A 13,624-nucleotide genomic window follows, 5' to 3' on the forward strand; every position below is an offset into this window, starting at 1 on the left:
AAAAGGAACAAAATATGAAAATCAACCAATACATAAGCGAAGCAAAATCCTGCTCAAGACGCGAAACAGATCGTCTTATTAAAGCTGGACGCGTGGCTATTAACGGCGAAATTTGTACGCACGGTGCTCTCGTGAGCGATGATGATGTTGTAACGATTGATGGGCAGGTTATTGCAAAAGAAGAGAAAGAAAAGGTGTATATCGCTTTTCATAAACCAGTTGGAATTACTTGTACAGCGGCCGATCATATTGAAGATAATATTATTGATTATATCAATTACCCAGAGCGAATCTTTCCCGTTGGACGATTAGATAAAGCATCGGAAGGACTTATTTTATTAACGAATGATGGCGCGATTGCGAATCAAATTTTACACGGAGATCACGAGCATGAGAAAGAATACGTTGTGACGGTAGATAAACCTTTTACAGATTGGTTTATTGATGAGATGTCCAGCGGTGTAAAGATTAAAGATGGAATGACGAAGCCATGCAAAGTGACGAGAGTTGGCCAATCTACATTTCGCATCGTTTTAACACAAGGAATGAACAGGCAAATTCGTAGAATGAGCCGTGCTTTCGGGTTTACTGTAACAAAGCTAAAGCGAGTGCGCATTATGAATATAGAATTACATGAGCTTGAAGTGGGAAAGTGGCGGAGCGTTACAGCTGAAGAGTTAGAAATTTTAATAGGGCAGTTATAGGGAGGAAAAATTTTCTCCCTATATTTTTTTGTCAGAAAAAATAAAACTATTGATTTTTTAAAAAATAGCCCATATAATAAAAAACAACAAGTTTCGACAAGATATTTTATAAAAGTAATGATGAGGACATGAGTTGTTTTCTACGATTCTCAGAGAGGGAAGCCTTAGGCTGTGAGCTTCCTAATACGAAAAGACAATCTTACCACCTCTAAACTTCAAGAGTGAACTGCATGCATGATGCATTGTAATTCTTGGCGGATAAAACCGTTATCAATTTACACGAGCTATAAAATGAGCTTATTTCGTTATAAATTCATTTTATTAGAATAAGGGTGGAACCACGATTTCAACACTCGTCCCTTTGTTAGGGACGGGTGTTTTTTGCGTTCTTTTACGGGGAAGTATGCTTGAAAGAGGAGATGTGACGGATTTTAATTCAGAATATTTTGTCAATTAATTATTTAGGAGGTTAGTAGAAATGAAATCATCTTTAAAATTTTCTGAGATGTTTGCAATAAGTTTAATGTTATTTGCACTATTTTTCGGTGCAGGTAATATGATTTTTCCACCAGCGTTAGGACAAGGTGCTGGAACAGATGTATGGATCGCGTTATTTGGTTTTATCGTAACAGGTGTTGGATTGCCTTTATTAGGGGTAATCGTTATAGCTCTAAAGGGAGATATTAATGAGCTAGCAGGACGTGTGCATCCTATCTTCGCACTTGTTTTTATCACTGCAATTTATTTATGCTTAGGCGTATTCGTAAGCGTTCCGCGTACAGGGACAGTTGCTTATGAAATGAGTGTTGCACCATTTTTACCAAGTGAGATAGCTAGCCAATCCTATCCACTTGTTATCTTTACATTTATTTTCTTTGCGGTAACTTTCTATTTAGCTTTAAATCCTTCAAAATTAGTGGGACGCATCGGTAAAGTGTTAACTCCAATTTTATTAGCTGTTATTGCAATTATTGTAGGTAAAGCACTTATTACACCAATTGGAGAATTTGGTTCACCGACAGAAGCGTATAGTGCTCCTCTTTTCAAAGGTTTTATTGACGGATATTTAACTTTAGATGGACTGGCAGCACTTGTTTTCGGAAATGTTGTCATTAATGCTTTAAAAGCAAAAGGTGTTACAAATAAGAATAGCATTGCGAAAGTAACAATCTTTGCAGGATTTATTGCAGCACTTGGTTTACTACTTGTGTATTTAGCGCTTGCGTATCTTGGAGCTTCTAGTGTATCGCTTGGAATGGGCGCAAACGGAGGCATTATTTTAACAAACGTTGTAAATCATTTATTTGGTAGTTACGGAACATTATTACTAGGTATCGCAATTACAGCAGCATGTTTAACAACTTCTGTAGGTATTGTTGCAGCTTGTGGAGAATATTTCTCTTCCTTATTACCAAAGCTTTCATATCAAAAAGTCGTTTTCATTTTCTGTGTACTAGCATTTATGGTAGCCAATCTTGGTTTAACGCAGTTAAACGCATTAGCATTACCAATCTTAATCGCCATTTATCCAATTGGAATCGTTCTTATCGTATTATCACTTGTTGAAAACTATGCTCGTCTTCCATTAGCGATGTATGTGGGTGGTATTGTAGGAGCGTTCGCAATTAGTTTCTTTGATGGATTACACAATGCAAATCTTCAAATTGCAGCATTAGCACCTATTCTAAATAAGATTCCATTATATAGTGTAGGAATTGGTTGGTTAGTTCCAGGCATAATCGGTATAGGATTTGGTTATATAGTTTCTAAGTTTCAAAAGCAGGAAATTGCTGTAGAAAAATAAAGAAAAGAGGCTTTCTATAATAGAAAGTCTCTTTTTTTATAGAAAAAGTTGTACATAGGGAAATTTAGATATTAAAAAATTTATACGTAATATAGTTGACAAAAAATTTATGAGTAGGCTAAGATTGACTTAGTTGTGGAAATATTGGAAGGGAAGTGAAGGAAAGGGGTTTCTATAACTATAGTGTTGTTATGGGAAGAGGTGAAAGAAGAGGAAAAGGGATAGTTTATTTTTTTTGATTTATATTGAGAATGATAATCAATTAATAAGTTTTATAATTTTTTCTCAGTTTCTATGCCTTCGTATAAGGAATAGGGTGAGATATTATTTTTAATATTCAATGAGAATGATAATCAATAATACTTATGTTACATAAAAGAATGCTAATTAAATATAGGTGGAAAAGGTTATTTTTTTCTTATAAATTGAGAATAATTATCATTTTCGAAAAATGAAATGCAAGATAAACAAGGAGGAAACAAGAAAAATGAAAAAGTTTTCTGTATTACCCGCTTTTATTATGACATTTGTATGTATGCTAGCTTTTCTTGTAGTGCCGTTCGGACAAGCTTCAGCAAAATTAGCTGACGGTACGTATGATATTAACTACGTAATACAAAAAGCGGAAAACGAGTCAGCTTCAATGGCAAATGATTATTTTGAAAAGCCAGCTAAGTTAGTTGTAAAAAATGGTGAGATGAAAGTTCAAGTTCCAATGAACCATAGTGCTTGGATTACAGAATTTAAAGCACCGGAGAATGGAAATTTTGTTGATGCAAAAGTAGTGAGTAAGGACGAAGCGGCTGATAAAAGAACGGTTGAATTTAAAGTTGATGATCTATCAAAGCCGTTGGGAGTAAAAATTCATGTTGTTGTACCAAGTGCAAACTATGACCACCACTATACAATTCGTTTTGCGTTTGATGCAAATGTAAAAGCTGTAGGTGGCGATAACGGTGTAGTTGCTGCAACAAAAAATAATGATCAAGCGAAAACAGACACACAAGTAAAAGAAGAAAAAACGAAAGTAGAGAATAAAGAAGCGAATAAAGAAACAAATGAGAGTGGAAAAGCTGAGAAAACAGATAATCCAAAAACAGGAGACGAAGCACGTATCGGATTATTTGCAGCGTTACTTCTTGTTTCAGGTGTTTTCTTAATTCGTAAAGTGAAGCTAAACAAATAAATATTTCAAAGGGTGATGAATATATGTTTAAACAATTTAAAATGATTATTGCCGTATTTGCTGTTTTATTTACGTTTATCGCAACACTAGGTTCACAAGATGCAAAGGCTGCTACAAAACTAGCTGATGGGAAATATAATATTGCTTTTACTGTATGGAAAGGCGATAAAGATGAATCATCTAGAATGAATAGTTATTTTGAAAGCCCAGCAACATTAACAGTTAAAAATGGAAAACAATATGTTTCATTTAAAGTGAAAGATAGTTCTTCTATTAAAAGTTTCCAAGTAGAAAAAGATGGTCAATTTATAGAAACAACCGTGTTAAGTGAAAACAAAACAGATAATACTAGAGTTGTAGAGTTTGAAGTTGCTGACTTGTCAAAAAAACTAAACGGCAAGGTGAAAATTAATATCCCAATTATTAAATACAATACTTCATATGATATTCGCTTTGTATTTGATGGGAACGGTGTTAAATAATTAATTTTTTATAAAGGAGCGTTATTTCATTGAACAAGTATCTTAAGATTGTTGTTGCAATGTGTTTAATGATATTTACATTCGTATCAACATTACAACCACTTGCAGTTCAAGCAGCTACCAAGTTAGCTGACGGTGAATATTCAATTGGCTTCAAAGTTTTAAAAGATACATCAGATGAAGAATCGATGATGAATCAATATTCAGTAAGCCCGGGAACTTTAAAAGTGAAGGATGGGAAAAAGAAAGTATCCTTTACATTAACGAATAGTTCATGGATTACGAAGTTTGAAACAGAAAAAGCAGGCCAACTTGTTGAGACAAATGTAATTAGTGAAGATAAAGAAAAAGATACAAGAGTAGTAGAATTTGATGTGGAAGATGAAGAGAAGGTATTAAATGCAAAAGTAAAAGTAGATATTGATTTTTTAAATTATCATCATGACTATGATGTGCGCATTGTCTTTGATCAAAATAGTATTAAACCCGTTCATGTAGAAAAGCCAAATGAAAAAGAGGACCCAGCTAATCAGCCAGATCCAAATGAAAAACCTGATCCGAGTCAGAAGCCCGACCAAAAGCCTGACCTAGATCAACAACCAAATTCTAACACAATTACAGATGGTGAGTACAGCATTCCATTTAAAGTGTTCAAAGATCAAACAGATGAAGAATCCAAGATGAATAGTTACATGGTAAATCCAGGAGTATTAAAAGTAGAAAATGGTAAGAAAAAAGCCGTTATAACACTAAAAAGTAGCTCATTAATTAAAAATTTCCAAACGGAAAAAGATGGTGCATTTGTTGATGCAAAAGTAGTGAGTGAGGATAAGGAAAAAGATACAAGAGTAGTAGAGTTTGAAGTAAACGATTTATCTAAAAGACTAAATACAAAAGTATTTATCGAAATGGCATCAAGAAATTATAAGCAAACGCATGATGTACAACTTTTATTTGAACAAGATAAACTTGAAAAAATTAAAAATGAAGAGAAAAAACCAGAAGTAGAAAAACCGGAAGTAGAAAAACCAGAAGTAGGAAAACCAGAAGTAGAAAAACCAGAAGTAGAAAAACCAGAAGTAGAAAAACCAGACGATAATAAAAATCCAGATGCTGAAACAATTAAAGATGGTGAATACAGCATCAATTTTAAAACATTAAAAGATCAAACAGAAGAAATTTCAATGATGAACACATATACAAAAAGTCCAGGTGTGTTAAAAGTAAAAGATGGTAAGAAGTATGTATCCTTTACGTTAACGAATAGTGCTTGGATTACAAAGTTTGAATTTGAGAAAAATAGTTCGTTTGTTGATGCAAATGTAATAAGTGAAGATAAAAAAGCTGATACACGCGTAGTGGAAGTAGAAGTACCGGATTTATCGGAAAAGTTAAATGCAAAAGTAAAAGTAGATATCGATTCAATGAATTATCACCATTTTTACGATATTCAATTTGCATTTGATAAAGGTAGCATTAAGCCGTTAAATAACCAAGGCGGAAACGACAAGCAAGGCGGAAACGACAAGCAAGGCGGAAACGACAAGCAAGGCGGAAACAATAACCAAGGTGGAAACGACAACCAAGGCGGAAACAACAACCAAGATAATAACACAACAATTGATCCAAAAGCTCTTAAAGATGGTGAATACAGCATTGGCTTTAAAGTGTTAAAAAATCAAACAGATGAAATCTCAATGATGAACACATACACAAAAAGTCCAGGTGTATTAAAAGTAAAAGATGGTAAGAAATATGTATCGTTTACATTAACAAATAGTACATGGATTACGAAATTTGAATTTGAGAAGAATGGTTCTTTCGTTAATACAAAAGTGTTAAGTGAAAATAAAGAACAAAATACAAGAGTAGTAGAAGTAGAAGTAAACGATTTGTCTAAAAAATTAAATGCAAAAGTAAAAGTAGATATTGATTCAATGAATTATCACCATGTCTACGATGTTCAATTTGTATTTGATCAAGATAGTATTAAAGCTTTAGGGAATCAAGGTGGAAACGACAACCAAGGCGGAAACAACAATCAAGGTGGAAACGACAACCAAGGCGGAAACAATAACCAAGGTGGAAATGATAACCAAGGTGGAAATGATAACCAAGGTGGAAATAATAAACCGAAAGTAATAGTTGATCCGAAAAATTTAGTAGACGGTCAATATGATATTACATTTAAAGTATTAAAAGATAAAACAGATGAGATTTCAAAGATGCATGACTATGTTGTAAATCCAGCGAAATTAATCGTAAAAGATGGTAAAAAATACATTGAGATGACGCTGAAAAATAGCGTGTGGATTACGAAATTCCAAACGGAAAACAATGAGCTATTCGCTGATGCGAAAGTAATAAGCGAAGATAAAAATGCAAATACGCGAGTAGTACAGTTTGAAGTAGAAGATATATTTAAAAAATTAAACGCAAAAGTAAAGGTAGACATCGATGAGATGAACTACCATCATTTCTACGATGTACAAATTCAATTTGATACAAATAATATCGGTGCGTTAGGAACTATTAAAGAGGATCCAAAAAATGAACCAAAAAATCCAGTGACTACACCGAAAGTAGATAATGTAAAAACAGTAGGTAATCCTGATTTTAATCGAAATGCAGATGATAAGAAGAAAAACAATGCTACAGATAATGATGCAAAAAAAGAGAAAAACTCAAAAACTGCAGATACAGCACAACTTGGTTTATACATGGTGTTACTGCTAGGTTCACTTGCTTTACTAGTTCGTAAATATAGAGCGGGTAGATTGTAATTTTTGGAGTCTTGATGCATGTTCGCGTGCATCAAGACTTGTTTCATATTGTATGGAAAGGAGTGGTGATTGAGAGTGAAGAAAATTACAAGTGTACTAATGGCTATCATTTTGTTAATGAGTATAGCCGGGTGCTCATCACCCAAAAAAGAAACAGCAAAGCAGGTAAAGAGTGAGAGTAAAGAGCGCATTGTTGCAACAACAGTGGCTGTTACTGAAATTATGGATGCGTTAGAAGTAGATTTAGTCGGCGTTCCAACAAGTTCTAAAACTTTACCAAAGCGATATAAAGGTTTACCTGAAGTTGGGAATCCAATGAGTCCAGATATGGAAAAGGTAAAATCATTAAAGCCGTCAGAAGTATTATCTGTGACAACACTTGAATATGAATTAAAGCCAGTTTTTGATGGTGTGGGTATGAAAGCAAACTTTTTAGATTTAACAAGCTTGAAAAATATGCAAAATTCTATTAGCGATTTAGGTAAGAAATATGGACGTGAAAAGCAGGCTGAAGAAGTTGTAACTAAGTTAGATAAAAAGGTTGCTAGCATTCAAAAAGAAGTAAAAGGAAAGAAAGAACCGACAGTACTTATTTTGTTAGGTGTGCCAGGAAGTTATTTAGTAGCAACAGAGCATTCTTATATTGGAGATTTAGTGAAACAACTAGGTGGTAAAAACATTGTACAAGGTGAACGAGTAGAGTATTTAGCTTCTAATACAGAGTACTTAAAGAAAGCTGATCCAGATATTATTTTACGAGCAGCTCATGGTATGCCTGATGAAGTTGTAAAAATGTTCGATAAAGAATTTAAAACGAATGACATTTGGAAGCACTTCGCTGCAGTTAAAAATAACCGTGTTTACGATTTAGAAGAGCGTTTATTTGGAACGACAGGCAATTTAGCAGCAATTGAAGCGTTAGATGAATTGAAAAAAATGATGTATCCGTGATGCATTTTAATATAAAGGAAGAGTGGAATGAATAAAAAAACTTGGAGTTTCCTCATTGTTACTGCATTGCTTATTGTTATGACATCATTGTCAGCGATGAAAGGGAGTTTAGAAGTAGGTATTGTTGAGCTTGTACAAGGGATATTTACAGGGGGAAATGAAGATGTTGAAGTGATTAAAGATTTACGTTTCCCACGTATTATTATTGCACTATTTACTGGAGCAGCTCTGGCTGTTTCAGGTGTGCTTTTTCAAGCTGTTATGAAAAATCCACTTGCTGATGCTGGTGTAATCGGGATATCTTCTGGAGCAAGTTTTATGACACTCGTTATTATTACGTTGTTTCCGCAATTCTTTTTCTGGACACCAGTATTCGCATTTTTAGGCGGTGCGCTTGCGTGTTATCTCGTTTACTCTTTTTCATGGAAGTCTGGATTAAGTCCACTCCGCATTATTTTAATTGGTATTGCTATTAATGCAATGTTTACTGGATTAAATGAATCATTCGTTACGATTTGTGGATATTTTATTAAGAGTATTAAGCAAACGACGACTTCTAACATAACAATGAAGACGTGGGGCGATGTAGAAATAATGGTGACTTATGGAACGATTGGTCTTATTCTTGCTCTGTTCGTAGGAGCTTGGTGTAACTTATTATCGCTACAAGATAAGACTGCGAAAAACTTAGGCTTGCACGTGACGAGAGTTCGTCTTGTTATTTCTGCCATTGCAGTACTCTTAGCGGCAGTATCAACAGCGATTGCAGGTGTTATTGCTTTTGTAGGATTACTCGTTCCGCATATTTCAAGACAATTAGTCGGTTCAGACCATAAAGTATTAATTCCATTTTCTGCTCTTGCAGGGGCGTTATTAATTTTGACGGCAGATACAATTGGAAGGTTAATTGTGCCACCTAATGAAATTCCAGCAGCAACAATTATGGCAGTTATTGGTGGTCCATTCTTAATATTCTTGCTTAGAAAGAGTGATAAAGTTCATGGAAATTAAAAATGTAACCTTTTCATACGATAACGTAACAAATCGTTTAAAGTCTGTTAGTAGTGAAATAGAAATTGGGAAAATTACAACAATTATTGGCCCGAATGGATGTGGGAAATCAACATTACTTAGTGTCATGTCTAGAAATCACGCTCCTAGCAGTGGAGAAGTAATACTTGATGGGAAAGCGATTAGTGAATATAAACCGAAAGAGTTTGCTAGAAAGCTAGCGGTTGTCCATCAACAAAATGAGGCTCCAGCAGATATTACAGTGGAAAAGCTAATAAGCTTTGGGCGTATGCCATATAAAAAAATTTTTTCTCCGCAAACAGATGAAGATAGAGAAGCGATTGAGCGTGCACTAGTATGTACGAATTTACAAAGTAAGCGTGATAAGCCAATTTATGCTTTATCAGGCGGAGAGAGACAGCGAGTTTGGATTGCAATGACATTAGCTCAAAATACACCAATGCTTTTCTTAGATGAGCCGACAACATATTTAGATATTTATTATCAGATAGAAATATTAGAGTTAGTGAAAGAGTTAAATGAAGTGTATGGACTAACGATTGTAATGGTATTACATGATATTAATCAAGCCATTCGTTACAGTGATCATATTATCGTTATGAAAGATGGAGAGATTGTTACGAAAGGTAATCCTAATGATGTAATAACAGAAGAAATGGTTAAAGCAATATATGGTGTAGATGTCGTTGTAAAGCAGGATGAAGATACAGGACTATACATGGTACCAATGGGAATCTAAAGGCTGAGCATAATCCGTTTTGAGGTGATAATTTGAATAGTAAGAAAGAACGGAAAAAGAATTCATTTTTTCAACGCATACTTACCATTGTGTTTTTAGGAATCTTTTTCTATTCAATGTATGAATTGGGTGGGATTTTCATGGATTATTATGAAAATCGTAAAGTAATGGCTGAAGCGCAACATATTTATAAGAGAAGTCCAATGGAAGAAAAATCAGAGGATGGGGAAGTACGTAAGCAGTTTCAAGCTCTCCAAAAAATTAATCCAGAGATAGTTGGATGGATTACGATGGATGATACACAAATTAATTATCCAATCGTTCAAGCGAAGGATAATGATTACTATTTATTTCGTAATTACAAAGGTGAAGATATGAGAGCAGGAAGTATTTTTATGGACCACCGTAATGATGTGAAATCTCAAAACCGAAATACTATTTTATATGGTCATCGTATGAAGGACGGTTCTATGTTTGGGAGTTTAAAAAAAATGTTGGATGAAGAATTCTTCATGTCCCATCGTAAATTATATTACGATACATTATTTGAAGGATACGATGTTGAAGTTTTTTCAGTATATACGACAACAACGGACTTTTATTACATTGAAACGGATTTTGAAAATGATGCAGCATATACATCGTTCTTAAAGAAAATTCAAGAAAAATCACTGTACAAAACGGATACGGAATTGACGGCTAATAATCAAATTGTAACACTTTCTACATGTGACTATGCGCTTGATCCAGAGGCTGGAAGGCTAGTTGTACATGCAAAATTAGTGAAAAGAAATTAAAGAAAAAGTATAGAATATGAGAAGTGATAGCACTCCTCATATTCTATACTTAAAAAATAACTGTTTTTACTGTGCTGCAGCCATTGGCATACGTACAACTTTTACATCATAGTAAGCAATTTTATTATCAAGAATATATTCTGGCATTCCGCCTTGATGTGAGTGAGCATCTTTAAATGCTGAGCTCTTTGTCCAACCTTGGAAATCTTCTTTTGCATTCCAGCGAGTGCTAATTGTTACTTCATCATAATCAACTGTATTTTGCGTTAAAAGAACTTCTAATCCTAAAAATCCTGGCATCGTTTCAACTTTACCTACTTTATTAAAACGCTCAATTAATTTATGTCCATTTCCCTTTGTAATTTTAGCTGTATTTGTAACAATAATCATGTGTATTCCTCCTATAAATGTATATATATTTTCAAGAACTCATATACATTAAATGATAATGAAAATCATTATCATTGTCAATGACAATAATGAAATATATAAATTTTTTTTGAAAGTATGATGTTTATTTCATAAGTTAGTAAATATATTGCGATTAGGTGTAAGGCTGAGCGGGTTGTACTAGCAAAGCGATAATATGGTATAGTGAAACGAGGCTGTTTTTCGGCCTCGTTTTTTACATGCTTCCTACTAATAGAAAGCATTCAAATGGAAAGGAAGACATTACATGCGATCTGAAGTAACTATAAAAATAAAACCGAAATTTATAAAAGAAATTAAAAGTGGATATCCGCTTATTTTAAAAGATGCGATTCAAAATTTAAACGATATTCGTGAAGAAGGGACAATCATCAAAGTAGTAGATGAGAAGAACCAATTTATCGGAAAAGGCTATTATGGAAAACAAAATAAAGGATACGGCTGGATTTTAACGAGAAAAGAGAGTGAACAAATTAATCAATCTTTCTTTGAAAGTAAAATCAAATCTGCCTTACATAAACGAAAACAGTTTTACAAATCAAATGATACGACAGCATTCCGTGTCCTAAATGGTGAAGGTGATGGTCTTGGCGGCTTAATCATCGATTATTATGACGGTTATTACGTAGTGAGCTGGTATAGTGAAGGGATTTATACTTTTAGAGATGAAATCATAGCGGCGCTTCAAAAAGTAGCAAACTTTAAAGGTATTTATGAGAAAAAGCGTTTTGATACGAAAGGGAAATACATTGAAGGCGATGATTTCGTAGCAGGAGAGCGCGGTGAGTTCCCACTTATCGTAAAAGAGAATGGTGTGAACTTTGCGGTTTATTTAAATGACGGAGCAATGGTTGGTGTATTTTTAGATCAGCGTAACGTTCGAAAACAAATTCGTGATACATATGCACAAGGAAGAACTGTGTTAAATATGTTCTCTTATACAGGTGCTTTCTCTGTATTTGCAGCACTTGGTGGAGCGACTAAAACAACGAGTGTGGACCTTGCAAATCGTAGTTTAAGTAAAACGATTGAACAATTTAGTGTCAACGAAATTGATTACGAAGCACAAGATATTATTGTAGAAGATGTATTCCTTTACTTTAAATATGCTGCGAAGAAAAAAATGAAGTTCGATATGGTTGTATTAGATCCTCCAAGCTTTGCGCGTTCTAAAAAGTATACATTTAGCGCAGCGAAAGATTATAAAAACTTATTAAAAGAAACGATCGCAATTACAGAAAATAACGGTATTATCGTTGCTTCTACAAATTGTAGCGCATTTGATATGAAAAAGTTTAAAGGCTTTATCGATACTGCATTTAAAGAAATGAACGGTAAATACAAAATATTAGAAGAACATTCTTTACCAGAAGATTTTCGTACAATTGATCAATTTAAAGAGGGAGACTACTTAAAAGTAGTTTTCATCGAAAAAATTAAAGGCTAATAAAGAAAAAAGGAGCTCGGGTTTACTTGAGCTCCTTTTCTTATTGAACGATATTTTGTACTCTACCGACTTGCCCGTCCTGCAATCGCACTTTAATGCCATGCGGATGGGAAGGAGAGTTTGTTAAAATATCTTTTACAATTCCACGTGTTAATTTGCCTGTTCGTTGATCTTGTTTTAATATAATATCAACTTCAAGACCGGGTGCGATATTAGAACGTTTTTGTCCGTTCATTTATACACCTGTACGTCTACGTTGGTTGTTTGTTTTTTTCGTTTGTTGGTTTTGTAATTTTTTCGTTTCTTGGCTTTGACTTTTTGCATTTTGGCCATTTCCATTTCCTTGCTTTTTCTTAGCAAGTTGTTCGCGCATTAAATCAGCTAAGCTTACTTTTTTGTTTTCTGACATGATAAGTCTCCTTTATATAAAGTTAATTATGAACAATCGTAGTGAATTTTATCATATCATTGTTAGGGGAGGAAGGGAAGTTGGTTTGAAAATTCATATAATTGTTTCCAGCCTGTAGTAGTTACGATACAATTGAGTTGTTAACGTTTGTAAAAAGGGGATAGACATATGTCACATCATATTTTATTAGTTGAAGACGATATTTCAATTCAAGAGATGGTGGAAAAGTATTTAATAAAAGAGGGCTTTCAAGTTACAATCGCATCTGATGGAGAAGAAGGCGTGAACACATATTTAAAAGGTTCATTTGATTTGATTATCCTCGACATTATGATGCCAAAGCTAGATGGCTTAGAGGTTGTGCGTATTATTCGTGAAAAAAGTGCCGTTCCGATTTTAATGATGTCAGCAAAAGATACAGATGTTGATAAAGCTGTTGGATTAGGACTTGGAGCAGATGATTACATTTGTAAGCCATTTTCTATGATTGAATTGGCTGCACGTGTAAAAGCCGGTATTCGGAGATCTACGAAATATTCGGCTACAGAAACACCAGAAAAGATGATTCAAATTGGTGATTTAACGATTGATCCCATTAATTTTACTGTGGAAAAAGACGGGAAGCCTCTCAAACTTACTTTAAAAGAATTTGAGATTCTAAAACTGTTCGTAAAGAATCAAAATCGTGTATTTACAAAAGCGCAAATATATACGTTAGTTTGGAACGAAGAGTATTATGGAGATGATAACGTTATTAATGTTCATATGAGGAGATTGCGTGAGAAAATCGAAAGTGATCCATCTAATCCAGAATATATTAAAACGTTATGGGGCATCGGCTATAAGTTGGAAGTGATGTAA

General features: G+C 34.0%; 14 protein-coding genes and 1 other annotated feature. Of the genes, 11 read left to right on the forward strand and 3 right to left on the reverse strand.

Features of this window, described 5'->3' with window-relative positions; all coding sequences use genetic code 11:
• Window positions 1-14: 14 nt before the first annotated feature.
• From DPQ31_RS23080 to srtB, 9 genes are all read left to right on the forward strand, one after another.
• On the forward strand, window positions 15-704 hold the full coding sequence (locus tag DPQ31_RS23080; protein WP_000700727.1) for a 23S rRNA pseudouridine(2604) synthase RluF: 690 nt from the start codon (window positions 15-17) through the stop codon (window positions 702-704).
• A 108-nt stretch (window positions 705-812) separates the two neighbouring features.
• Window positions 813-1,068, forward strand: a binding site (T-box leader).
• Between the two features lie 114 nt (window positions 1,069-1,182).
• Window positions 1,183-2,508, forward strand: coding sequence for a branched-chain amino acid transport system II carrier protein BrnQ6 (gene brnQ6 / locus DPQ31_RS23085; RefSeq protein ID WP_000842655.1), 1,326 nt, complete (start codon window positions 1,183-1,185; stop codon window positions 2,506-2,508).
• A 487-nt stretch (window positions 2,509-2,995) separates the two neighbouring features.
• On the forward strand, window positions 2,996-3,694 hold the full coding sequence (isdC, locus tag DPQ31_RS23090; protein ID WP_000714740.1) for a heme uptake protein IsdC: 699 nt from the start codon (window positions 2,996-2,998) through the stop codon (window positions 3,692-3,694).
• 23 nt (window positions 3,695-3,717) lie between these two features.
• Window positions 3,718-4,176, forward strand: coding sequence for an NEAT domain-containing protein (locus DPQ31_RS23095; protein ID WP_052943359.1), 459 nt, complete (start codon window positions 3,718-3,720; stop codon window positions 4,174-4,176).
• A gap of 29 nt (window positions 4,177-4,205) precedes the next feature.
• Window positions 4,206-6,959, forward strand: coding sequence for an NEAT domain-containing protein (locus tag DPQ31_RS23100; protein WP_208731061.1), 2,754 nt, complete (start codon window positions 4,206-4,208; stop codon window positions 6,957-6,959).
• Between the two features lie 69 nt (window positions 6,960-7,028).
• The gene (gene isdE, locus DPQ31_RS23105; protein ID WP_002156521.1) at window positions 7,029-7,910 is read left to right on the forward strand and encodes a heme ABC transporter substrate-binding protein IsdE; all 882 of its coding nucleotides are present in this window, start codon (window positions 7,029-7,031) and stop codon (window positions 7,908-7,910) included.
• Between the two features lie 27 nt (window positions 7,911-7,937).
• Window positions 7,938-8,921 carry a FecCD family ABC transporter permease gene (locus DPQ31_RS23110; RefSeq protein ID WP_052943422.1) on the forward strand — a complete coding sequence of 328 codons (984 nt, stop codon included), beginning with the start codon at window positions 7,938-7,940 and terminating at the stop codon, window positions 8,919-8,921.
• On the forward strand, window positions 8,911-9,681 hold the full coding sequence (locus DPQ31_RS23115) for an ABC transporter ATP-binding protein (protein ID WP_052943421.1): 771 nt from the start codon (window positions 8,911-8,913) through the stop codon (window positions 9,679-9,681). The genes DPQ31_RS23110 and DPQ31_RS23115 overlap by 11 nt, the downstream gene beginning before the upstream one ends.
• 32 nt (window positions 9,682-9,713) lie before the next feature.
• Window positions 9,714-10,478, forward strand: a complete 765-nt coding sequence (srtB, locus tag DPQ31_RS23120; protein ID WP_052943420.1) for a class B sortase — start codon at window positions 9,714-9,716, stop codon at window positions 10,476-10,478.
• Window positions 10,479-10,544: 66 nt separating this feature from the next.
• On the opposite strand, the gene isdG is transcribed toward srtB, so the two are convergent.
• Window positions 10,545-10,868 carry a heme oxygenase gene (gene isdG / locus DPQ31_RS23125; protein ID WP_000587821.1) on the reverse strand — a complete coding sequence of 108 codons (324 nt, stop codon included), beginning with the start codon at window positions 10,866-10,868 and terminating at the stop codon, window positions 10,545-10,547.
• 286 nt (window positions 10,869-11,154) lie between these two features.
• On the opposite strand from isdG, the gene DPQ31_RS23130 reads away from it, so the two are divergent.
• Window positions 11,155-12,354, forward strand: a complete 1,200-nt coding sequence (locus DPQ31_RS23130) for a class I SAM-dependent rRNA methyltransferase (RefSeq protein WP_001255942.1) — start codon at window positions 11,155-11,157, stop codon at window positions 12,352-12,354.
• Window positions 12,355-12,394: 40 nt separating this feature from the next.
• On the opposite strand, the gene DPQ31_RS23135 is transcribed toward DPQ31_RS23130, so the two are convergent.
• Both DPQ31_RS23135 and DPQ31_RS23140 read right to left on the reverse strand, forming a co-directional pair.
• Entirely contained in the window at window positions 12,395-12,589 is a 195-nt protein-coding gene (locus DPQ31_RS23135) for a YwbE family protein (protein WP_075396087.1), read from the reverse strand.
• Window positions 12,590-12,763 (reverse strand): hypothetical protein, encoded by a 174-nt coding sequence (locus DPQ31_RS23140; protein ID WP_001293579.1) that lies wholly within the window; start codon window positions 12,761-12,763, stop codon window positions 12,590-12,592. It abuts the gene before it with no gap.
• A gap of 168 nt (window positions 12,764-12,931) precedes the next feature.
• Between DPQ31_RS23140 and DPQ31_RS23145 the strand changes: the two genes are divergently transcribed.
• A complete protein-coding gene (locus tag DPQ31_RS23145; RefSeq protein ID WP_000018031.1) occupies window positions 12,932-13,624 on the forward strand; it encodes a response regulator transcription factor in 693 nt (230 codons plus the stop codon).

The sequence above is a fragment of the Bacillus sp. COPE52 genome (genome assembly GCF_003355115.1).
Taxonomy (GTDB): domain Bacteria; phylum Bacillota; class Bacilli; order Bacillales; family Bacillaceae_G; genus Bacillus_A; species Bacillus_A toyonensis.

Coding starts and splice junctions, on each gene's coding strand:
- DPQ31_RS23140 (WP_001293579.1), bottom strand. CDS start 12,763: ATGTCAGAAAACAAAAAAGTAAGCTTAGCTGATTTAATGCGCGAACAA.
- DPQ31_RS23135 (WP_075396087.1), bottom strand. CDS start 12,589: ATGAACGGACAAAAACGTTCTAATATCGCACCCGGTCTTGAAGTTGAT.
- DPQ31_RS23115 (WP_052943421.1), top strand. CDS start 8,911: ATGGAAATTAAAAATGTAACCTTTTCATACGATAACGTAACAAATCGT.
- DPQ31_RS23095 (WP_052943359.1), top strand. CDS start 3,718: ATGTTTAAACAATTTAAAATGATTATTGCCGTATTTGCTGTTTTATTT.
- DPQ31_RS23145 (WP_000018031.1), top strand. CDS start 12,932: ATGTCACATCATATTTTATTAGTTGAAGACGATATTTCAATTCAAGAG.
- isdG (WP_000587821.1), bottom strand. CDS start 10,868: ATGATTATTGTTACAAATACAGCTAAAATTACAAAGGGAAATGGACAT.
- DPQ31_RS23110 (WP_052943422.1), top strand. CDS start 7,938: ATGAATAAAAAAACTTGGAGTTTCCTCATTGTTACTGCATTGCTTATT.
- isdC (WP_000714740.1), top strand. CDS start 2,996: ATGAAAAAGTTTTCTGTATTACCCGCTTTTATTATGACATTTGTATGT.
- DPQ31_RS23130 (WP_001255942.1), top strand. CDS start 11,155: ATGCGATCTGAAGTAACTATAAAAATAAAACCGAAATTTATAAAAGAA.
- DPQ31_RS23080 (WP_000700727.1), top strand. CDS start 15: ATGAAAATCAACCAATACATAAGCGAAGCAAAATCCTGCTCAAGACGC.
- brnQ6 (WP_000842655.1), top strand. CDS start 1,183: ATGAAATCATCTTTAAAATTTTCTGAGATGTTTGCAATAAGTTTAATG.